This window comes from Klebsiella sp. Shm-1, assembly GCF_040804525.1.
Taxonomy (GTDB): Bacteria; Pseudomonadota; Gammaproteobacteria; order Enterobacterales; family Enterobacteriaceae; genus Klebsiella; species Klebsiella pneumoniae.
Genome location: NZ_CP161823.1, coordinates 4,516,647 through 4,536,390, shown reverse-complemented (window position 1 = coordinate 4,536,390; position 19,744 = coordinate 4,516,647). Strand labels below are relative to the sequence as shown.

Annotated in this window: 20 protein-coding genes and 1 pseudogene; 10 read left to right on the top strand and 11 right to left on the bottom strand. The window is 59.1% G+C overall.

Annotated elements, in window-relative coordinates; all coding sequences use genetic code 11:
• Positions 1-210: 210 nt before the first annotated feature.
• Positions 211-1,218: a tryptophan--tRNA ligase gene (trpS, locus tag AB1E37_RS22225; protein WP_004178473.1), complete on the bottom strand. Its 1,008-nt coding sequence runs from the start codon at positions 1,216-1,218 to the stop codon at positions 211-213.
• Between the two features lie 504 nt (positions 1,219-1,722).
• Here trpS and AB1E37_RS22220 point away from each other — a divergent pair.
• The 4 genes from AB1E37_RS22220 to AB1E37_RS22205 are packed head-to-tail and all read left to right on the top strand — an operon-like array spanning position 1,723 to position 6,158.
• Positions 1,723-2,706, top strand: a complete 984-nt coding sequence (locus tag AB1E37_RS22220) for an autoinducer 2 ABC transporter substrate-binding protein (protein WP_002887349.1) — start codon at positions 1,723-1,725, stop codon at positions 2,704-2,706.
• A gap of 50 nt (positions 2,707-2,756) precedes the next feature.
• A complete protein-coding gene (locus tag AB1E37_RS22215; RefSeq protein WP_004177552.1) occupies positions 2,757-4,241 on the top strand; it encodes a sugar ABC transporter ATP-binding protein in 1,485 nt (494 codons plus the stop codon).
• Positions 4,234-5,205: an ABC transporter permease gene (locus AB1E37_RS22210; protein WP_004177551.1), complete on the top strand. Its 972-nt coding sequence runs from the start codon at positions 4,234-4,236 to the stop codon at positions 5,203-5,205. The genes AB1E37_RS22215 and AB1E37_RS22210 overlap by 8 nt, the downstream gene beginning before the upstream one ends.
• Complete coding sequence (locus AB1E37_RS22205) at positions 5,202-6,158, top strand: ABC transporter permease (protein WP_002887352.1); 957 nt, start codon at positions 5,202-5,204, stop codon at positions 6,156-6,158. Before AB1E37_RS22210 ends, AB1E37_RS22205 begins: the two co-directional genes overlap by 4 nt.
• 36 nt (positions 6,159-6,194) lie before the next feature.
• Here AB1E37_RS22205 and AB1E37_RS22200 read toward each other — a convergent pair whose 3' ends face one another.
• A complete protein-coding gene (locus tag AB1E37_RS22200) occupies positions 6,195-6,977 on the bottom strand; it encodes an NAD(P)H-dependent oxidoreductase (protein ID WP_004177550.1) in 783 nt (260 codons plus the stop codon).
• An 86-nt stretch (positions 6,978-7,063) separates the two neighbouring features.
• Here AB1E37_RS22200 and AB1E37_RS22195 point away from each other — a divergent pair.
• Together AB1E37_RS22195 and fosA are read left to right on the top strand one after the other, a co-directional pair.
• Positions 7,064-7,971 (top strand): annotated as a pseudogene (locus AB1E37_RS22195) (LysR family transcriptional regulator).
• Positions 7,965-8,384, top strand: coding sequence for a FosA5 family fosfomycin resistance glutathione transferase (gene fosA / locus AB1E37_RS22190; RefSeq protein WP_032448239.1), 420 nt, complete (start codon positions 7,965-7,967; stop codon positions 8,382-8,384). Before AB1E37_RS22195 ends, fosA begins: the two are co-directional and overlap by 7 nt.
• 71 nt (positions 8,385-8,455) lie before the next feature.
• On the opposite strand, the gene AB1E37_RS22185 is transcribed toward fosA, so the two are convergent.
• Complete coding sequence (locus AB1E37_RS22185) at positions 8,456-9,868, bottom strand: PLP-dependent aminotransferase family protein (RefSeq protein ID WP_004222417.1); 1,413 nt, start codon at positions 9,866-9,868, stop codon at positions 8,456-8,458.
• Between the two features lie 177 nt (positions 9,869-10,045).
• Between AB1E37_RS22185 and AB1E37_RS22180 the strand changes: the two genes are divergently transcribed.
• The 4 genes from AB1E37_RS22180 (at position 10,046) to AB1E37_RS22165 (ending at position 12,967) form a co-directional block, all read left to right on the top strand.
• A complete protein-coding gene (locus tag AB1E37_RS22180; protein WP_002887388.1) occupies positions 10,046-10,210 on the top strand; it encodes a DUF1127 domain-containing protein in 165 nt (54 codons plus the stop codon).
• Positions 10,211-10,374: 164 nt separating this feature from the next.
• Positions 10,375-10,839: a MarR family winged helix-turn-helix transcriptional regulator gene (locus AB1E37_RS22175; RefSeq protein WP_004177547.1), complete on the top strand. Its 465-nt coding sequence runs from the start codon at positions 10,375-10,377 to the stop codon at positions 10,837-10,839.
• 6 nt (positions 10,840-10,845) lie between these two features.
• Positions 10,846-11,913 carry an HlyD family secretion protein gene (locus tag AB1E37_RS22170; RefSeq protein WP_002887394.1) on the top strand — a complete coding sequence of 356 codons (1,068 nt, stop codon included), beginning with the start codon at positions 10,846-10,848 and terminating at the stop codon, positions 11,911-11,913.
• Positions 11,903-12,967 carry a DUF2955 domain-containing protein gene (locus AB1E37_RS22165; RefSeq protein WP_002887411.1) on the top strand — a complete coding sequence of 355 codons (1,065 nt, stop codon included), beginning with the start codon at positions 11,903-11,905 and terminating at the stop codon, positions 12,965-12,967. Before AB1E37_RS22170 ends, AB1E37_RS22165 begins: the two co-directional genes overlap by 11 nt.
• Here the strand turns inward: AB1E37_RS22165 and AB1E37_RS22160 are convergent.
• The 8 genes from AB1E37_RS22160 to AB1E37_RS22125 all read right to left on the bottom strand — a co-directional run bounded on the left by AB1E37_RS22160 (position 12,964) and on the right by AB1E37_RS22125 (position 19,611).
• Positions 12,964-13,218 (bottom strand): DUF3343 domain-containing protein, encoded by a 255-nt coding sequence (locus AB1E37_RS22160; protein ID WP_002887412.1) that lies wholly within the window; start codon positions 13,216-13,218, stop codon positions 12,964-12,966. The two genes, AB1E37_RS22165 and AB1E37_RS22160, sit on opposite strands and share 4 nt — an antisense overlap.
• Positions 13,215-13,982 carry a putative 2-hydroxyacyl-CoA dehydratase activator YjiL gene (yjiL, locus tag AB1E37_RS22155; RefSeq protein WP_004177545.1) on the bottom strand — a complete coding sequence of 256 codons (768 nt, stop codon included), beginning with the start codon at positions 13,980-13,982 and terminating at the stop codon, positions 13,215-13,217. Before yjiL ends, AB1E37_RS22160 begins: the two co-directional genes overlap by 4 nt.
• Before the next feature lie 9 nt (positions 13,983-13,991).
• On the bottom strand, positions 13,992-15,143 hold the full coding sequence (locus AB1E37_RS22150) for a double-cubane-cluster-containing anaerobic reductase (protein ID WP_002887414.1): 1,152 nt from the start codon (positions 15,141-15,143) through the stop codon (positions 13,992-13,994).
• Positions 15,144-15,240: 97 nt separating this feature from the next.
• The gene (locus AB1E37_RS22145) at positions 15,241-15,480 is read right to left on the bottom strand and encodes a DUF2164 domain-containing protein (RefSeq protein WP_002887416.1); all 240 of its coding nucleotides are present in this window, start codon (positions 15,478-15,480) and stop codon (positions 15,241-15,243) included.
• A 25-nt stretch (positions 15,481-15,505) separates the two neighbouring features.
• Positions 15,506-16,747, bottom strand: a complete 1,242-nt coding sequence (gene mdtM / locus AB1E37_RS22140) for a multidrug efflux MFS transporter MdtM (RefSeq protein WP_029884232.1) — start codon at positions 16,745-16,747, stop codon at positions 15,506-15,508.
• A gap of 53 nt (positions 16,748-16,800) precedes the next feature.
• A complete protein-coding gene (locus tag AB1E37_RS22135) occupies positions 16,801-18,093 on the bottom strand; it encodes a DUF445 domain-containing protein (RefSeq protein WP_004146918.1) in 1,293 nt (430 codons plus the stop codon).
• Positions 18,086-18,748: a LysE family translocator gene (locus AB1E37_RS22130; RefSeq protein ID WP_004177543.1), complete on the bottom strand. Its 663-nt coding sequence runs from the start codon at positions 18,746-18,748 to the stop codon at positions 18,086-18,088. The genes AB1E37_RS22135 and AB1E37_RS22130 overlap by 8 nt, the downstream gene beginning before the upstream one ends.
• Before the next feature lie 47 nt (positions 18,749-18,795).
• Positions 18,796-19,611, bottom strand: a complete 816-nt coding sequence (locus AB1E37_RS22125) for an AraC family transcriptional regulator (protein WP_004211325.1) — start codon at positions 19,609-19,611, stop codon at positions 18,796-18,798.
• Between the last annotated feature and the right edge of the window lie 133 nt (positions 19,612-19,744).

Below are 19,744 nucleotides of genomic sequence, written 5' to 3'. Positions count from 1 at the left end.
CCGCTGACGCCGCGCTCTGCCGCGCCGATGCGCAGCCGCTCGCTGGGCTACTTATGTGGTCATCATCAGCGATCCTGGCCTTAATGAAACACGCATAGTGAGAGCTACCGTTAACGCGATAGTAACAGCCGGGGCGATATTGTCCATACGAAAGACAGGGTCTTGTCGGCGTGTTAACAAAATTATCCGCACAGGGAGTATTTCACCATCTCAGAACAGCACCGGCAGACCCAGCCCACGCTTCACCTCATGCAGCGTCTGCTGTGTGAGGTGGTGGGCGCGTTCGCTGCCCTGGCGCAGCAGCTCCAGCAGCATCCCTTTATCCTGAATAAAAGTGGCCCTGCGTTCGCGGATCGGCGCCAGTAGCGTCTGCAAGCAGGTCTCCAGCTCATTCTTACACTGGCGATCGCCCAGCCCGCCGCGCTGATAGTGGGCTTTCATCTCTGCCACCCGCGCCTTATCGCTGTGGAATGCATCGAGATAGGTAAACACCACGTTGCCCTCGACATGCCCCGGATCGCTGACTCTCAGGTGCGTCGGGTCGGTATACATCGCGCTGACCGCGTGGTGGATCTCCTCCTCTGTGGCCGATAACGTCAGCGTATTGCCCAGCGATTTCGACATTTTGGCGTTGCCATCGACGCCCGGCAGGCGACTCACTTCGCTGAGTAGCGCCTTGCAGTGGCGCAGCACCGGCTCGCCGGTGAGGCTATTCATCTTGTGGACGATCTCGTTGGTCTGCTCAATCATCGGTAGCTGATCGTCGCCCACCGGCACCAGTTCGGCCTTGAACGCGGTGATATCGGCCGCCTGGCTAATCGGATAGGCGAGAAAACCCACCGGCAGCGAGCGGGCGAATCCCTTCTGGGCAATCTCATTTTTGACCGTCGGATTACGTTCTACGCGGGCGACGGTGACGATATTCATATACAGCGCGCTGAGCTCCGCCAGCGCCGGCAGGGCGGACTGCAGGCAAATAGTGGTGAGCCTGGGGTCGATGCCGACGGCCAGATAATCGGCCATGACTTCGAGGATATGGTGGCTGATTTTTTGCGGATTGCTGCCGTTGTCCGTGAGCCCTTGCAGGTCGGCGATCAGGATAAATTGCTGGTGGTTATGCTGCAGCGCGACGCGCTGGCGCAGCGAGCCGACGTAGTGGCCAAGATGAAGTTGGCCGGTCGGGCGGTCGCCGGTGAGGATGGTTTGTGGATGGTTCATCAGGGACTCCTTATCAGACTGTTCAGCCGAAAGACGTCCTGAAAACACCAAAGCCGCCTTCCGGCGGCTTTGAAAATGGAAACGTGTATCGTGCCGCCTGTTATGCAGGCAGCCACCAACGGCGGGGATAGGTAACGATAACGTTTCTGTTCATAGGGAGTATCCTGCCACGGAAGGGGCTGGAGGCGCAATCAAAAATCACATACTTTTCCTGATGTTATTTATGTGATTGTTTTTCGGTAAATAACGAAGCGGGAAAAATATATTTTCTCTGCGACCCGATCATTATTCTGGAACAACAAACTATGTTGCATTTTTTTTGTGAAAAAGCTCACGCCACAGGATTATAGTATTATTATCCATATTTATAGCTGAATATTACCTGTCTGCTGTTACAGCTTGTGTTTATTCTCTTCTAAATTATTAACATTATTACAATTTCTATCTATTTTTCCGCTTTGCGTCATACCCCTGTCTGACTACAACGTATTGAGGCTAATTATTATGCATAAACGTCTGGTCGTTAATATTTTTTCATCCTTGCTGTTGGGGGCTGCGCTTATTTCCGCGCCGGTATATGCGGCGGAAAAAACCGTAGTCAATATTTCAAAAGTGGACGGCATGCCATGGTTTAACCGGATGGGTGAAGGGGTAGTCCAGGCCGGGAAAGAGTTTAACCTCAACGCCTCCCAGGTAGGGCCGTCCAGCACCGATGCGCCGCAGCAGGTGAAAATTATTGAGGACCTGATTGCACGTAAAGTGGATGCCATCACTATCGTGCCTAACGATGCCAACGTGCTGGAGCCGGTATTCAAAAAAGCCCGTGACGCCGGCATCGTGGTGCTGACCAACGAATCGCCCGGGCAGCCGAGCGCCAACTGGGATGTGGAGATCATCGATAACGAGAAGTTCGCTGCTGAATACGTGGAGCATATGGCCAAGCGGATGGGTGGCAAAGGCGGCTACGTTATCTATGTCGGTAGCCTTACGGTACCGCAGCACAACCTGTGGGCCGATCTGCTGGTGAAATACCAAAAAGAACATTACCCGGACATGCATGAAGTCACCCGCCGAATGCCGGTGGCGGAAAGTGTTGATGATTCCCGCCGTACCACGCTCGATCTGATGAAAACTTACCCGGATCTGAAAGCGGTGGTCTCTTTTGGTTCGAATGGCCCGATTGGCGCGGGGCGCGCGGTGAAAGAGAAGCGTGCGAAAAATAAAGTCGCGGTCTACGGGATGATGATCCCCTCGCAGGCGGCTTCTCTTATTAAGAGCGGCGATATTACCGAAGGGATCACCTACGATCCGGCGACAGCCGGCTATGCCCTCGCGGCCGTCGCCAGCACCCTGCTGAACGGCAAAACCATTGAGCCGGGATTTGAACTGAAAGAGCTCGGTAAAGCGGAGGTCGATAGCGACAAGCATATTATCCGCTTCCATAAAGTGCTGCTGGTAAATAAAGACAATATTGATTCGCTCTACTAATCCACCTTCCGGGGCGCCTGCCGCCCCGGCTTAACCAGCCAGGGGATGCTATGGAACCTTTCCTTTCCCTTCGACACGTCAGCAAAACCTTCCACGCCAACCGCGCGCTCAATGATATCAGCATCGACTTTATGCCCGGAGAAGTGCACTGCCTGGCCGGGCAGAACGGTTGCGGGAAGTCGACGTTGATCAAAATTATCTCTGGCGTCTATCGCCCGGATGAGGGCGCAGCGATGACGCTGGGCGGCAAGACGTGGCCCAAACTGACGCCAGCGGCCTCTGTCGCTCATGGGATCCAGGTGATTTATCAGGATCTGTCACTGTTTCCCAATCTCAGCGTGTGGGAGAACATTGCTATAAACCACTATCATCGCGGCGTGCTGGTGAGGCGCAGCGAACTGCGACGCAGTGCGGAGCAGGCGATGCGCAGTATTAACGTCTCGCTGCCGCTGGATGCCGCCGTGGAATCGCTCTCCATCGCTCGCTGTCAGCTGGTGGCTATCTGCCGCGCGCTGGCGCAGGATGCCCGGCTTATCATTATGGATGAACCCACGGCCTCATTGACCCATCAGGAAGTGGAGGGACTATTGCATGTGGTGCGCCAGCTGCGTGAGAGGGGGATCTGCATCGTCTTCGTAAGCCACCGTCTGGAAGAGGTCATGGCCGTATCGGACCGCATCAGCGTGCTGAAGGATGGCAATCTGGTCGGCACCTTGCCGGCGGCAGAGGTAACCACCCGCCGGCTCGGTTTTCTGATGACGGGCCAGGAATTTGACTATCAGGTGCGCGATCTGTGGCAGGGGCAGGGCAGTACGCCGGTGCTGGAGGTGCGCAATCTCAGCCGCAAAGGGGAATATCATAACGTCTCCCTGAAGGTCGAAGCCGGAGAAGTGGTGTCGATAGTCGGACTGTTGGGCGCCGGGCGAACAGAGCTGTGCCTGAGCCTTTTCGGCATGACCCGCCCTGACAGCGGCGAGATCCTGATAAATGGCCAGCCGGTGCGGTTGCGTAGCAATCAGGATGCTATCCGCCACGGTATCGGCTATGTCTCCGAGGACCGTATGTCGCGCGGCCTGGTGATGAGTCAGTCGATTGAAAACAACATTATCAGCACCGTGTTTCATAAAGTGAAAGGCGCTTGCGGACTATTGAGTGATAGTAAAGCTCAGCAGCTGGTCGCAAGAATGGTCAACGCGTTGACCATTAAGGCGCCGGATACGCATCTGCCGGTGAATACCCTCTCCGGTGGTAATGCCCAGCGCGTTTCTATTGCCAAATGGCTGGCGATCTCTCCTAAGCTGCTGATCCTCGATAGCCCAACCGTGGGGGTGGATATCGCAAACAAAGCCGGGATCTATCATATCATCAGCGATTTGGCTGCCCATGGTATCGCCGTGCTGATGATTTGCGACGAGATTGAAGAGGCGTGGTACCAGAGTCATCGCATCCTGGTGATGAAGCAGGGCGAGTTGACCCATAGCTTCCTGCCGGACAGCAGTACCCAGCAGCAGATAGCGGAGGTGGTCAATGGCTAATCTGTTGAAACGACATGAATTCTGGTTAGGCATGTTCATTATTGCGCTGTGCCTGCTGCTGGGCTGGCGCAGTGAGGAATTTTTCACTTTCGGCAATCTTTACGACCTCGCTAATAACTATGCGATGCTGACCATTCTCGCCTGTGGTCTGTTCGTGGTGCTGATCGCCGGCGGGATTGATATCTCCTTCCCGGCTATGACCATTATCGCCCAGTACGGCATGGTGGTGATGCTGCAAAAAGTAGGCGGCAACTTCGCGGTGGCTTTTGTGCTTGCAGGCGGCATCGGCGTGCTGCTGGGGCTGGTGAACGCGCTGTTGGTTAATCGTCTGCGGGTCCCCTCGATCATTATCACCATTTCTACGCTCAACATTTTCTACGGTTTGCTGCTGTGGTTAAGCAAAGGTGTCTGGCTCTACGACTTCCCTCCGTGGTTTGAAAAGGGGGTTATGCTGTTCAAATATACCGATGCCGATGGTTACGATTACGGTCTGGGGTTGCCGCTGCTGACGATGATCGCCGTGGTGCTGTTGACCGCGTTTATCATGAATTTCACCACCGTTGGCCGCAAGATCTATGCCATGGGCGGCAACCGGGAATCCGCCAGCCGCGTCGGCTTCAGCGTGCTCCGCCTGCAGCTGTTCGTTTATGGCTATATGGGGCTAATGTCGGGGGCCGCAGGTGTCGTGCAGGCGTGGACAGTGATGACCGTTGCGCCGGATTCACTGCTGGGCTATGAGCTGACGGTGCTGGCGGCGGTGGTGCTGGGCGGCACCAGCCTGATTGGCGGGCGCGGAACTCTCACCGGTACGCTGCTGGGGGTGATTTTACTGGCGGTGATGCAGAACGGCCTGAACCTGCTAGGGGTCTCCTCCTACTGGCAGACCCTGATCACTGGGGCGATCATCGTCGTCAGCATCAGCGTAACGGCATGGAGCCAGCATCAGAACCGGAGCTTGTTATGAAAAAATCGTGGCGCAACAACGTTGAGTTTTACCTGATCGGCCTGCTGCTGCTGATGGTTATCGCCTTTAGCATCGCCATGCCAAACATCTTCTGGTCTGTCAGCAATTTCCAGTCGATTGCCTCGCAAATGCCGGTGCTGGGGATCCTGGCGCTGGCGATGGCCATGACTATGCTTTGCGGCGGCATTAATTTGTCAATTATCGCGACGGCTAACGCCTGCTCGCTGGTGATGGCCTGGGTGGCGACGAGCTATCCGCCTGGGGGCGCTACCGCGCTGGCGACGCTGCTGGCCGGCGGAGGGGCGGCGATGATCATTGGCCTGTGCAACGGGATATTGATCGCCGGGATCCGCGTTTCGCCGATCCTGGCTACCCTTGGCATGATGACCCTGCTCAAAGGGATAAATATTCTGATCACCGGCGGCAGCGCCATCGCTAACTATCCGCAGTGGGTGCTGTGGCTGAATCACGCCCAGTGGTTCGGTATTCCGCTGCCAATGTGGCTTTTTGCGGTGGTGGCGGCCGGGCTGTGGGTGCTGCTGGAGAAAAGCCCGCTGGGTCGGGCGATCATGTTGATCGGATCCAACGAACGGGCGACCCATTATTCCGGGATCAATACCCGGCGGGTGTTGATGTGGGTATATGTCATCTCGGCCCTGCTCTGCGCGGTGGCTGCGTTTCTGATGATGTCGAAGCTGAACTCAGCCAAAGCATCTTATGGGGAATCGTATTTGCTGGTGTCGATCCTCGCGGCGGTGCTTGGCGGCGTGAATCCGGATGGCGGTAGCGGGCGCATCGTTGGGATGGTGCTCGCGCTGTTCCTGCTGCAGATTATTGAGAGTGGGTTCAATATCCTCGGTATCAGCCCCTATCTGACGATGGCGCTGTGGGGCGTATTGCTGCTGTGCTTTATCCAGGCGCGAGGCATGCTGGGACTGGAGAGAGCCGGGTAAATGACCCGTCCTCGGGGGCGAAGACGGGATAGCCAGTTATTCGCTACGCAAATGCACCGCCAGGCCGCTTTGCCCCGGCGCCAGCTCCGGGCGCAGCGTCAGCGACGGGATCAGATAATCGCCATGATTCTGGCGGCGGAATGGAATGGGCTCGGTTTGCCACAGCGTGTCCAGCCGCTCGGCCAGGGCGGCGCACTGATCGGCGAACTGCCCGGCATCGGTTTTATCCGTGCGGTAGAACACCAGCGGGGGAAGCACCTCAAAGCCGGGATAGAACAGCATACCGTGCTGAATGGGGAACAGGATGTCGTCGATGGGGCCATTGATCCCGCGCGGTGAATAGTGTTCCGCCCAGCCGCCGGCGGTGACGATCAGCATCGCCCGTTTGCCGACGAAAGTGCCTTCCCCGTAGCGATCGCCCCAGTGGCGGTCGCTGTGCTCGCCGACGCCATAGGCAAAGCCCCAGGCGTACACCCGGTCGATCCAGCCCTTCATGATGGCGGGCATCGAGAACCACCATAGCGGGAACTGAAAAATCACCGTATCGGCCCACAGCAGCTTTTCCTGCTCGGCTACGATATCCGCACTTTGGGTGCCCTGGGCAAAGGCCTGTTTGGAATCGAGGGTCGGCCGCCAGAACTCGCCGACCGGCGGGGCGCCGCTATCGTCGGCGTCATACCCGGCCTTCCAGCGCATAGCGTAGAGATCGGAAACCTGCACTTCATGCCCGGCCTGCTGCAGATGGCGGATGGCGAAATTTTTCAGCGCGCCATTGAGCGAGCGCGGTTCCGGATGGGCGTAAATCAGCAGTACTTTCATAATATCACCTCTGGCGTATGGAGAGCTGCAGAGTAGGAAAGCTGACGCTATAGTAGAAATTAATTACTTAAATTCCCGGTATAGTCGTGATTAATTTACAGCGTCTGGATCTCAATCTGTTGCGCACCCTGGATGTACTGCTTAACGAAAACAACGTTACCCGGGCGGCGCAGCGGCTGAATCTGTCGCAGCCCTCGGTAAGTATTCAGCTCGCCAGGCTGCGGGAGATTTTCGCCGATCCGCTGCTGATGCCGGGCCCGCGCGGCATGCAGCCCACCGCCCGCGCCGATGAGCTTCGCCAGCCGCTGCGCGCCGCATTAGCCGCGCTGGAGCAGGCGGTGGCGCCGGTTAGCCTTTTGATCCGGCCACGGCGGCGGAGACCTGGCGGGTGGCGGCGACGGACTATATGGCCTCGGCGATCCTCCTGCCGATGCTGGCTGGGTTACGCCAGGCCTCTCCCGGCAGTCGGCTGGCGGTATTCGAGCTGCAGCCTGCGCGGCTGGAGCAGCAGGCGGCCAACGATACAGTAGATCTTTTCTTTCATACCCGCGAGGGCGCGCCGCCGGGGCTGCATCAGCGCCTGCTGTTTCGCGAACGCTACGTGCTGGCTGGCCGGGCGGAACATTCGGCGCTGCGGCCTGGGCTTAGCCTGGAAACGTTCTGTCAGCTGGAGCACGTGATCGTCTCCCCGGACGGGGGCGGCTTCAGCGCGGCGACCGATATCGCGCTGGCGAACCTCGGACTGACGCGGCGGGTTGTCCTTTCCGTGCCACATTTCCTGTTTATGCTGGAGACCCTGCGCAATAGCGATCTGGTGGCGGTCCTGCCGGAGCGGCTGGTGCGCGGGCAGAGCGGGCTGGTGGTCGTCGAGCCGCCGCTGGCGGTCGCCGGCTTTGAAATGCTGATGCTGTGGCACGAGCGCTGGCACCGCGACCCGGCGCATCAATGGCTGCGTCAGTTCATTGTGAATTCACTGGAGGAACAGACATGCTGAGTGGACTGAATCACCTGACCCTGGCAGTCAGCCAGCTGGCGCCGAGCGTGGCGTTTTATCAGCAGCTACTGGGCATGACGCTGCATGCCCGCTGGGACAGCGGGGCTTATCTCTCCTGCGGCGATTTGTGGCTGTGCCTGTCGCTGGATACGCAGCGGCGCGTTACTCCGCCGGAAGAGAGCGACTACACCCATTATGCGTTTAGTATTAGCGAAGCCGATTTTGCTAGCTTCGCCGCCCGCCTTGAGGCTGCCGGCGTGGCGATCTGGAAGCTGAACCGTAGCGAAGGTGCCTCGCACTATTTCCTCGATCCCGATGGCCATAAGCTGGAGCTGCACGTCGGCAGTCTCGCCCAGCGTCTGGCCGCCTGCCGCGAACAGCCGTATAAGGGGATGGTGTTTTTTGAACAGTGAAGCTGCTACGCAGACGTTAGATCACCCGTAGCCCCGGTAAGCGCAGCGCCACCGGGGAGAACAGGTTAAATTCACTCCATCGCCACCTTCACCGCTTCTCCCAGCTTCACCATCACCGCTTTATGTTTCTCGGTCGGCGGCAGGGCGCAGTTGATCCTGACGCAGTTGCGATACTTGCCCGCTGCCGAAAACAGCGAGCCCGGCGCGACCTGGATCTTCAGCCGGCACAGCTGCTTGGCGACGCAGACCATATCTACCTGCTCCGGGAGCTCAACCCACAGCATAAAACCGCCCTTCGGCCGGGTGACGCAGATCCCGCAGGGGAAAAATTCCCGCAGCCAGCAGGTGTAGATCTCGATATTGCGCTGATAGATCTGCCGCATCCGCCGCACGTGGCGGTGGTAGTGGCCTTCGCGAATAAAATTGCAGGCCGCCAGCTGAGTGGAAGGGACGTTGGTCCCGCTGGCGGCGTACTTCATCTGTAGCAGCTTGTCGTAGTAGCGCCCGGGGGCGATCCAGCCGATACGCAGCCCGGGGGCGATGGTTTTGGTAAAGGAGCTGCAGAGCATCACCCGGCCGTCGATATCCCAGGAGTGGATCGTGCGCGGGCGCGGGTATTCGGTGGCCAGCTCGCCGTAAATATCATCCTCGAAAATAACGATATCGTAGCGTTGGGCAAGGTTCAGCACCGCGCGCTTGCGGGCGTCCGGCATGATAAAGCCCAGCGGGTTATTGCAGTTTGGCACGAGGATCACCCCTTTGATCGGCCACTGATCCAGCGCCAGCTCCAGGGCCTCGATGCTGATCCCGGTTTCCGGATCGGTGGGGATCTCAATGGTCTTTAATCCCAGCCCGCGCAGCATCTGCATGGTGCCGTAGTAGCAGGGGGATTCAACGGCGATGATGTCCCCTGGCTGACACACCGACAGCAGGGCCAGCGACAGCGCGCTGTGGCAGCCGCTGGTGAGCACCAGATCGTCGGCAGTTACCACCGATCCGCCGTCGAGCATCAGGCGGGCGATCTGCTCCCGTAGCTCGCGACGCCCGGCCAGCTCGTCATAGTTCAACACCTCAGTGAGGTTGTGCTGGATAGCCCGGCTCAGTTCACGCCAGATGGGCTTCAGGCTTGGCTGCGTCACGTCCGGCGAGCCACCGCCGAAGGGGATGATCGATTTATCGTAGCGGGCGTCAAGCATGGTCAGCACCTGATCCCACTGGGTGATCTCCACCGGGCGCTGGACCGGACGCGACATCGGCGGCACCGGCGGCTGGGCTTTGCGCGGGGCGACGAAATAGCCCGATCGCGGCTGCGGCACAATCATCTGCTGCTGCTCAAGCAGCTGATAGGCCTGCTGGACGGTGCTGATGCTGACGCCGTGCTCATGGCTCAGGCTGCGCACCGACGGCAGCTTTTCGCCATGGCGATACAGGCCCTGTTCGATGCGTTCGGCCAGCAGCGTAGCGAGATGTTGGTAGCGGGTCATACTGTATCCTTAATTGCCGCCATACAGATGGAATAACCAGTACAGATTGGCGTAAAAATTGGGCTCTGGTGTACGTTTTAGTTAATCTGTATGTTAAAGAAAAGCGTTTTGTGAATCTGTATTCCTTACCCCCAAATCCGTGAAGATAAAGCCTCTGGCAAGGTGAGGAGGTAGAGGATGGAATTTCACGAGAACAGGGCAAGACAGCCATTTATCGGTTTCGTACTGCTGGTGCGGTTTATCAAAAAATGGTGGCTTCAGGAGCAAACGCGCAGAGTTTTGCAGCAAATGAGCGACGAACAGCTGAAAGATATCGGCCTGCGTCGGGACCAGATCAATTAAAACGTGCGGTTTTTTACAGGCAAACCTTCTTCATTATCCCGGTGAGCGCAAAGTGCCGCCGGGATACATTCACGAAATTTATCAATTGATGCGGCACGAGCTTCCGTTTCTTGATACTTACCCTGATAAGTATTATTTTCTTCTCAATAATGAGAGGAAGACCCGTGACTGAAGACGAACTGTTTGCCCGCCGCCCGCTGGGGATGCGGATGGCTATGGTGGTGCGCCAGTGGCGCGCCATTATTGACTCCGCTATCACCGATACCGGACTCACCCAGTCCAGCTGGACGGTGCTGATGCAACTGCATCAGCTGGGAGACAACGTCTCGGTCAGCGAACTGGCGGAGGTGCAGGGCATTGAACTGCCGCCGCTAATGCGCACCCTCTCATTACTGGAAAAGCAGGGCTATCTGGTGCGTTCCACATCGCCATATGACAAACGCATTCGCCTGCTGACGCTGACCGCTGAGGGGCGGGCTATTCTGGAAAAACTGAGCTGCGTGATCGAGACCTATCAGGAGCGCGTAACCCAGACCATCCCGGAGGCCGATCTCGCCACCTTCAGCGCCACGTTAAATCAAATCGCCTGCCGTTTGCGGAATATCCGCGAAGAAGATAACAAGATCTAACACACTATGATGACGCCTGAACAAAAATTTGCCCGCTGGGTACGGGTGAGTATTGCCGCTTTTCTGGGAATATTCGCCTGGTTTATCGTTGCCGATATCTGGATCCCGCTGACGCCGGACTCCACCGTCATGCGCGTGGTGACCCCGGTTTCGTCGCGGGTCTCCGGCTATGTCTCGCACGTCTACGTGCACAACAACAGCCAGGTGAAAAAGGGCGACCTGCTGTATGAGCTCGACCCAACGCCATTCATTAATAAAGTTGAAGCGGCGCAGATCGCCCTCGAGCAGGCGAAACTGAGCAACCAGCAGCTGGACGCGCAAATCGCCGCCGCCCGCGCCAACCTGCGCACCGCGCAGTATACCGCGCGTAACGATAAGGTCACCCTCGATCGCTACCAGCGCTTGAGTACGATGCAGAACGTCTCGCAGTCCGACCTCGATAAGGTGCGAACCACCTGGCAGACCAGCGAGCAGTCGGTCTCGGCGCTGAACGCGCAGATCCAGAACCTGCTGATCCAGCGCGGCGAGCGCGACGATAAGCGCAACGTCACCCTGCAAAAATACCGTAATGCGCTGGAGGAGGCGCAGCTGAACCTGGCCTGGACCAAAGTGCGTGCGGAAACTGACGGCATGGTCAGCAACCTGCAGCTGAACCCGGGGATCTACGCCACCGCGGCGACGGCTGTGCTGGCATTGGTTAACAACAACACTGACATCGTCGCCGACTTCCGCGAAAAAAGCCTGCGCCACACCGCGGTGAATACCGATGCGGCGGTGGTCTTTGACGCCCTGCCGGGTCAAGTCTTCCCGGCGCACGTGACCAGCAGCGACGCCGGGATTCTGGCGGGACAGGAGGCGGTGAACGGTCAGCTGTCGCAGCCGGAGCAGTCCACCCGCTGGGTGCGCGACGCCCAGCGGATGCGCATTCACGTCGCGCTGGATCAGCCGCTGGACAAACCGCTGCCGACCGGCGCTCGCGCCACGGTGCAGCTGTACAATAGCGAGGGACCTTTCGCCCGCACCTTCGCCGGCCTGCAGATCCACCTGGTGAGCTGGTTGCACTATGTCTATTAATACCCTGGCGCATGTCTTTACCCCGCACGGCAATATCGTCTACACGGCGAATGATTTTCGCCAGACGGTGCGTATCGCCGTGGCCGGGACCATTGCGCTCAGCATCTCCACCTTCTACGACGTACAGTACGGCGTATTTTTCGTCGTTTATCCGCTGATGCTGATGTCGCTGGTACCGATGTTCAACCTGCACGTCGCCCGCCAGTTTATATTTAGCGCGGCGGTAAACTGTGTCGAAATGGTGCTAATTGTCGGCTATTTGTCGCAGTGGCCGGTGATCATGACCCTGGTGGTGTTTGCCCTGTACGTGATGCGTTTCCGCTTTATGAGCCAGGGACCGCTGTTCCTGTTGGGATCGATGGGGGTGGTGTGCCAGAGCACGATGCTCAACTTTATGAGCTATCCCACCAGCAACTGGCACACCCTGATGTTCTCCAATATGGAAGCCTGCGTGATGGCCGTGGCGCTGAGCGCGCTGCTGCATTACCTGATCCCGGACGTCGAACCGCGCAAGCCGCCGCCGCGGATTGAGAAAGACGCCGCCCGCATCCGTCATGAGTCGCTGCTCTCCGGTACGGTAGCGACGATCATCTTTGTGGTGTTTCAGATCTGCGATCTCAGCGACTCGCTGTCGGCGCTGATGGCCGGGATCCTGATCCTGTTCCCGATGCACTATCGTGGGGCGGTGATCAGCTCGATCTGGCGCGTCGTCGGGGTGGTGCTGGCCTGTCTCTATATACTGGTGGTGCAGCTGATTATCTATGATTTCAGCAACCACATGATCCTGATGATGCCGCTGATTGGTCTCGGGCTGGCCTTCAGCGCCCGCCTCCACGTGATGGAGAAAGTGGGCGCCGGGGTGGGCTTCGCCAGCATCACTACCATCGGCATTATGTTCGGCCAGAATCTGCATCCGTATCAGGATCTGGTGTTCAGCGATCTGTACCGCATCACCTCGGTGACGGTCTCGCTGGTGGTGACGCTGACCCTGGTTTTTCTCATGCACCGCCTGCTGAACTGTTTCGCGGCGACGCGTTTTGTGGTGAGCGATTAACCTGCAGGTGGGAAGGTGGCGAGACAGCGCCATGCTTCCCCGTTCTGCTGATACAGCGCCGCCGTCTGTTCCGGGACGATCCAGCCTCGCGCATCGGCTTCCGTCCCCTCCAGCAGGATGCACAGCCCGCAGCCGCTGCGCAGCTGGCGGGGTATATCTTTGACCTCGAAGGCCACTCCCGCCGCCTGCATGGCTTTGCGCATCCGCACCACCCCCACCGTGGAGTGAAATAAAAACAGAAACGTTGTCATCCGCGCCTCCGCTGGCGCTGGCCGATCAGCGCCGCGCCGATCGCCCCGGCAAACTGGGCGTCGGGATGGGTTGTCACCGCCATGCCGACATGGCTTTCCAGCATCCGGGCAAAGGCGGCGCAGTGGCTGACGCCGCCGGTAAACAGCAGCGGCCCCTGCGCCGATAAGCGGCCAATAAAGTTCGCGCTGCGCCGGGCCATGGCGTTAATCACCCCGGCCAGAATCGCCTCCGGCGCGACACCGGCCGACCGCAGGCTAATGACCTCCGATTCGGCAAACACCGTGCACATACTGGTAATGGCGTGCGGTTCCACGCCGTCGGTAATGGCGTCCAGTTGTTCGACGCTGGCGCCGAGGGTGCGTGAAATGACTTCCAGAAAACGGCCGGTGCCGGCGGCGCATTTGTCATTCATCAGGAAGTCGCTGAGGTTGCCCCCGGCGTCCAGCTGGATGACTTTGCTGTCCTGGCCGCCGATATCAATCACCGTGCGGGTGTCCGGCGCCAGCATGCGGGCGCCGAGGCCGTGACAAGAGATCTCCGTCACCTGCTTATCGGCAAAATCCACCAGCTGGCGGCCATAGCCGGTGAGGGTTAAAAAAGGCGTCTCCGTGAGGCCAGCGCGCAGTGTCTCCCAGGCCTCGTGGATGGCGTCGGCGGGGCGAAAGGGGGTGGGGCAGAGGAAGCGGCGCACGATGACGCCGTCCGCCAACAGGATGCCTTTTGTGGCGGTGGAGCCGGAATCAATGCCAACCGTATAGTTCACGCCAGCTCCTTACAGCATTTCGATAAAGGCGGCGACGCGGGTGCTGAGCTGGCCGAGGTCCGCTGTCGAATAGTCGGTTTCAATCGCCATGTAAGGAAGATCGTGCTGTTGGCGCAGATGGCGTTTAATCGCCAGCGATTCCACGGCATAGGTATGGCAGGCCTGCAAAATGACGTCGATCACCCCGTCGGCCTGATACTCCTCCACCATCTGGCTCAGCAGCTGCAGACGCTGGTCGTTGGGGGAGATACAGGAGCAGCCGATGGCGAGATATTTATCGGTTAAGGCGTCGTAGACGTCGCCCTCTTCCGCCACGCAGCGCTCGGTCGCTTTCGCGCCGGTGCAGTTCTCATAGCCGACCACCCAGCCGCCGTTTTCCTCGATGGCGCGGACCACTTTTTCCGCCGCGCCGCCGATCGGGCAGCCGGTGATCAGGATCCGCGGACGAGGTTCCAGCCGTTTACCCTGCTGCCACTCCTGATGGATGCGCTCCGCCATGGCATGCAGTTCATCAATCAGGGCGGTTTTGTCGAAACGAAAAGTGGCGCCGTACACCACTTTCAGGATGTCGCCGCCGCTGAGCGCCGGCGGATTGAGCTGCCCGAGACGATAAAAGTGGGCCAGCGCCCGGCGCTCGCGATTTTTCAACACGATGGCTTCGCGCAGCGCCGCCTCGCTAATCGGCGTGCCAAACCGGGCCTCAATCACCTGCTGCAGGCGCAGGATCTCCGTTTTCCACAGTGCGCGCGAGGCGGCATCGCTGGCGCTGTTCGGCAACTGCATGACGTGGACCGCCTTGAACTCGGCCATGTACTCATACATTTTCTTTTTGCCGTCGCAGGTGGTTTCCCCAACCACCAGGTCAGAGAAATAGAAGTAGGGACATTTATCGGTTTTGCCGAAGCCGTAGCTGCTTTTGATAAGCGGGCAGAGGTTGCGCGGGAGATCTTTTTCCGCTTCCTCGATGGTTTCATCGGAGGTTGAGCACAGCGAGACGACAACGGCGCCCGCCGCCATGGCGATCTCCTGGGGCATAAAGGTGCAGTAAGTGCCCACCAGCGGTACGTTCTGCTCTTTAAGATCCATGACGGTGAGAAAGCCCTTCTGGCGAGCTTCTGAGAACTGGTCAAAAATGGCGGGTAGATCGGTGATAAGCGACATGGTTTTCCTTCCCCGTACACGGGAGATGCTGAAAGAGTCGCCATTATAGCCATGGTGTATGCAGGGTTTTATTGATCTCCTGCGTCTGTACGCGGTGTTAATAGACCTTTTTCAAATCCATCTCTTCCTGGATACGCTCGCTCCATGCCTGATGGGTGCGGATGGCCTCTTCGATACCGGCGTTGTAAAACAGCGGCCCCAGCTCTTTGGCGATAAAGTCGACGAAAAATTCGGCGTCAAACTGCTCCAGTTCGAGGTCGAAGGTCTCTGCGCAGTACTTGCTGAGCCTGTCGCGCAGCAGGTCGCGCTGCGCCTGGCTGAGTTCAATGTCATTCATGATGGGGCTTTCTCCGTAAAAGGGCTCACGACTGCCGGGCTTCGATCACCGCTTGTCCGCGCTGGTGGCGTAACAGTCTGGCCAGGCAGCAGGCGGCGACAATCCCGGCGGCCACCGCCAACAGGTGGAAGGGGAGTCTGCCGCCATGGAACCACAGCCAGCGCGCGCCTTCAATTGATAACGCGCTGACGCTGAGGATCACGATATTCAGCGAGGCGGAGACCGTGCCTTTCGGCAGGTCGTTGGAAAAGAGGGTAAAGCGAAACAGCGTCGGGAAAATCAGCCCGATGCCGAAGGCGTAGAAGCAGGTGCCGACCACCGACCACAGCCAGACGTGGGGCCATACCAGATTGCCAACGATCAGGATGGCCAGGCCGAGCATCTGTACCGGCACCGCGCTGAGGACAAAGCGCGGGCGGGTGGGGTCTTTTACCCAGCGCGCCACCGACAGGTTGGCGATGATAACGGCGCTGAAGACCGGCACCTGGCTCCAGGCGAACTCGCTGGTGGTCAGTCCGCCGGCGTCCATTAAAATCACTGGCGATACCGCCACCCAGCTCATCAGCGGAATATAGCTCAGCGACAGCGTGGCGGCGCCGAGTAAAAAGATGCGGTTGCGAAAGACGTTGCGAAAATCGCGCAGCACGCCCAGGGGGCTGAACGGCACATCGCCGCGGCGCACCGTCTCCGGCATGGTCAACAGCAGGCCGAGCCAGGCCACCAATCCCATGGCGGCGATAATGCCGAACAGCGCTTTCCAGTGAATGAAATGCATCAGCGCCGCGCCGGAGAGCGGGCCGACGATCGGCGCCACCAGCACGACGGAGGTGATCACTGCCATCAGCCTGATCGACCTTTTTTCCTCAAAGGCCTCCTGTACGGTGACGTAGCCGACGGTGGCGATAAAGCAGATGCTGGTGCCCTGCACGAAGCGGGCAATCAGGAACTGCGTCATGGAGGTGGTGAACAGGGTCGCCAGGCATGCGAGGGTGAAAATCAGCGCGCCGGTGAGCAGCACCGGACGCCGTCCTATCCGGTCAGAGAGCGGCCCCAGCAGCCACTGTAGCGCCATGCCGCCGGCCATATACAGGCTCACCGAGGCCGGAGCCAGCGCCACATCAGCATTGAAATCCCGCACCACGTGCAGGATCCCCGGCTGGATCAGATCGGTAGTGAGATAAGCGGAAAAATCATACAGAATTAACGCCGCCGGGAAGAACAGCGCGGCGGCGTGTCGGCTCAGCCAGTGGGAAATCCTGTGCATCATCTCGCCCTCCCTGTGGAATATTTATCAGCGCTATTGTTCGGATAGTATCATTGCTAACCAATATGCAGATGCAGCAGCGAGGGGATCTGCGAGAGCAGCCACAACAACAGGCCGATGGTTCCCCCCACCAGGGTACCGTTGATGCGGATGAACTGCAGATCTTTACCGATATTGAGCTCGATCTGCCGCGACATATCGCGGGCGTCCCAGCTCTTCACTGTGTCGCTGATATGGCGGGTGAGGAAGGCGGCGAACTCCGGCGCCACCCGGTGCGCCGCCTGCTCCAGGTGTTCGTTAAGCGATTCGCGCAGCGCATCGTCGCGGAGTAAGGTTTCACCGAACCACTGCCCCGCCTCGGCGATACGCTGCTTAATACGTGAGTCGTCGCTGCTGATATCGTTTTTTACCCAGCCGCGCAGGTCGCCCCATACTTCGCCAAGATAGTGGTTAAAGGTCTCATCATTTTTTAGCCAGGCTTTGATGTTATCGGCCTTCTGCGCCATATCCGGGTCGGATTTCAGGTTATCGATAAGCTTTTGCACGGCGCGGTCAAAAGTCTGACGGATCTGATGCGTACGGTCGTGAGTCACCTCGTCCAGCAGGGTATTCACCGCGTCGGTGACCATCTCAGCGCTGTGCTCGCCGAGCCACTCGGTGGGTAGGAGTTTGGCCTTCAGCGGGTGTTCGGTCTCCAGCCAGTGTACGATGCCGCGGGCGATAAAGGCGCGGGAGCTGTCGCGCTGCAGCAGGGCGATCAGTTGGTTTATCAGCGAATCGAGCAGCTTTTGATGGCGATTGTCGCGGGTCAGTCCCTCCAGCATCATGGCGCTGGTCTGCGTCAGGTCGACCTTATCGATAGCCTTATGCACCGCGCGTCGCAGCAGACGTTGAATGCGCGCGTCATCGGTCAGTTCGAGAAAACCGCTCATCACCTGCAGCAGGTGCTGGCCGACCCGTCGGGCGTTCTCCGGCTGGCTGAACCAGTTGCCGAGCATCAGGGCTGGCTGATAGCGGCGGATCAGCGCGACCAGCGACGGGGTATCAAGGAACTTTTCCTCGACAAAGCGGCCGAGGTTGTCGGCGATGCGGTCTTTATTGCGCGGAATAATCGCCGTATGGCGGGCGACAAAGGGCAGCGGAATACGGCGAAACAGAGCCACGACCGCAAACCAGTCGGCCAGCGCCCCGACCATCGCCGCTTCGGAAATAGCTTTTAGCGCACCGACCCAGGGCGACGGTGGTAGCGCGAGGGTAGTGATAAAAATGGCGGCTGCAATCAGCAGCAGCGACAGCGCCAGCAGTTTGGCGCGTTTCAGTTCAGCGAGTTTTTCCATATGCTTAAGCATATAGCCTGACGGCGAGGTCGTGCAAAAATCGCCAGATAATCCCCAGGCCGAAGAGCATCAGGATCGCCCCCGCCGCCCGCTCGACTCGCCAGACGATGGCGCCCAGGCGGCGCTGTATCTGCGGCAGCGCAATCGCGCTCACCAGCAGTAAATCCCAGAAGAACACCACGCTGACCATCCACAGCCCGCTCACCGTTTGCTGAAGCAGGGTCACAGCCGGCCCGAGCAGGGAAGTCATCAGCGCCAGATAAAACAGGGCGTTTTTGGGGTTGAGCAGCGATGACCCCAGCCCCAGCAGCAGCTGCCTGCCGAACCCCGGACGCGCTGCGCGAACGCTCTCCATCGCCAGCGTCGCGGGACGGCTGCGTATCAGCAGGCTGCCAATCCACAATAAATAGCCCGCCCCCAGCAGTTCGATGAGCAAAAAAAGCAGCGGCGCCTGGCGCAGAAGCCCCCAGCCGACGATGGCGAGCACAATATACAGCGCATTGCCTGCGGCGATGCCGAGACACAATCCGATGCTGCCGCGGATCCGGTAGCGCACGGCGTAGCCGACCAGCAGAAAAAAATCAGGGCCCGGACTGAGCAGAGCGACAAAGTGGGACAGGGCTAACGCCGGGAAGGCGGCGGGAAAGAGCGTCGATAAGGTATGCATAGTGGCCTCGATAATGGTGCAGAGGCCACCCTACGCCAGGTGGCGTATTACTTATTGTCAGATATTGATCTGCTTTGCGCATACTGCCGCGGCGTGGCGGCGGTATAGCTGACAAAGGTTTTATGGAAATGGCTCTGATCGGCAAAGCCAGCCTGATAGCCAACGTCGGCGATAGGATCCCCGGCGCGTAAGCGCGTTTTCGCATATTCGATGCGCGCCATGTTGATCAAACTGGCAGGCGTCAGGCCGGTATCTTGTTTCACGGCGCGGATAACGGTCTCTTTACGAAGCGCGCTGTCGTGGGCCAGCTTATCCAGCGACGGCGACGCCGGCAGATCCATCGCCAGGCGCTGAAACAGCAGGGCGCTGGCGTGATGTGGCGCCTGCGGCGCGGCGGCGCACAGCGGCAGCGCGTGCAGGAGTTGCGCCAGCCGGGCGGGCAGTTGTTCAAGGCTCCCGCGGTTCATCAGGGCGACAACCTGCTGGAAACTGGCAAAGAGAGGGCTGTCGCGCAGCAGCGGCTGCGGCGAGGTGATACTGGCGCCAGGGGGAATATCCGGGCGCTGCGCGCGGCACCATGTCGCGTCCAGGTAAAGCATGTGATAGCTGCGCGGCCTGTCATGCAGCGGATTACAGCTATGCGGCGCGTGCGGCGGGATCACGATCAGATCCCCGGGCTGTAGCAGGTACTCCTGGCCAGCGCACAGGCAGCGCGTTTCCCCCTCGATAATCGCCCCCACCGAGAGCTGGGGGTGGCTGTGGCGCTTATAGGCCTGGCGGCTGCGCCAGGTGCTGCGCAGCTCCAGCCACGGCAGACGATCGTCTCGCCAGAAGGTTTGGGGAATATCTCGGGTATGGTTCACTGCTTTGGCCTTTGCTGCGGGGATAAGCCGTTTATAGCATGCTGCGCCGAGGCTGTCGCCCGCCTGGATTTGCGTACCGCGTCGAAAAAGGATGTCACGCTTGCAGTCCGGGGAAATATGTTTTCGTAGCGGA

Bases quoted from the DNA above. Each gene is read 5' to 3' on its own strand.
- trpS (WP_004178473.1), bottom strand. From the start codon at position 1,218: ATGAACCATCCACAAACCATCCTCACCGGCGACCGCCCGACCGGCCAA.
- AB1E37_RS22220 (WP_002887349.1), top strand. From the start codon at position 1,723: ATGCATAAACGTCTGGTCGTTAATATTTTTTCATCCTTGCTGTTGGGG.
- AB1E37_RS22215 (WP_004177552.1), top strand. From the start codon at position 2,757: ATGGAACCTTTCCTTTCCCTTCGACACGTCAGCAAAACCTTCCACGCC.
- AB1E37_RS22210 (WP_004177551.1), top strand. From the start codon at position 4,234: ATGGCTAATCTGTTGAAACGACATGAATTCTGGTTAGGCATGTTCATT.
- AB1E37_RS22205 (WP_002887352.1), top strand. From the start codon at position 5,202: ATGAAAAAATCGTGGCGCAACAACGTTGAGTTTTACCTGATCGGCCTG.
- AB1E37_RS22200 (WP_004177550.1), bottom strand. From the start codon at position 6,977: ATGAAAGTACTGCTGATTTACGCCCATCCGGAACCGCGCTCGCTCAAT.
- fosA (WP_032448239.1), top strand. From the start codon at position 7,965: ATGCTGAGTGGACTGAATCACCTGACCCTGGCAGTCAGCCAGCTGGCG.
- AB1E37_RS22185 (WP_004222417.1), bottom strand. From the start codon at position 9,868: ATGACCCGCTACCAACATCTCGCTACGCTGCTGGCCGAACGCATCGAA.
- AB1E37_RS22180 (WP_002887388.1), top strand. From the start codon at position 10,046: ATGGAATTTCACGAGAACAGGGCAAGACAGCCATTTATCGGTTTCGTA.
- AB1E37_RS22170 (WP_002887394.1), top strand. From the start codon at position 10,846: ATGATGACGCCTGAACAAAAATTTGCCCGCTGGGTACGGGTGAGTATT.
- AB1E37_RS22165 (WP_002887411.1), top strand. From the start codon at position 11,903: ATGTCTATTAATACCCTGGCGCATGTCTTTACCCCGCACGGCAATATC.
- AB1E37_RS22160 (WP_002887412.1), bottom strand. From the start codon at position 13,218: ATGACAACGTTTCTGTTTTTATTTCACTCCACGGTGGGGGTGGTGCGG.
- AB1E37_RS22150 (WP_002887414.1), bottom strand. From the start codon at position 15,143: ATGTCGCTTATCACCGATCTACCCGCCATTTTTGACCAGTTCTCAGAA.
- AB1E37_RS22145 (WP_002887416.1), bottom strand. From the start codon at position 15,480: ATGAATGACATTGAACTCAGCCAGGCGCAGCGCGACCTGCTGCGCGAC.
- mdtM (WP_029884232.1), bottom strand. From the start codon at position 16,747: ATGATGCACAGGATTTCCCACTGGCTGAGCCGACACGCCGCCGCGCTG.
- AB1E37_RS22135 (WP_004146918.1), bottom strand. From the start codon at position 18,093: ATGCTTAAGCATATGGAAAAACTCGCTGAACTGAAACGCGCCAAACTG.
- AB1E37_RS22130 (WP_004177543.1), bottom strand. From the start codon at position 18,748: ATGCATACCTTATCGACGCTCTTTCCCGCCGCCTTCCCGGCGTTAGCC.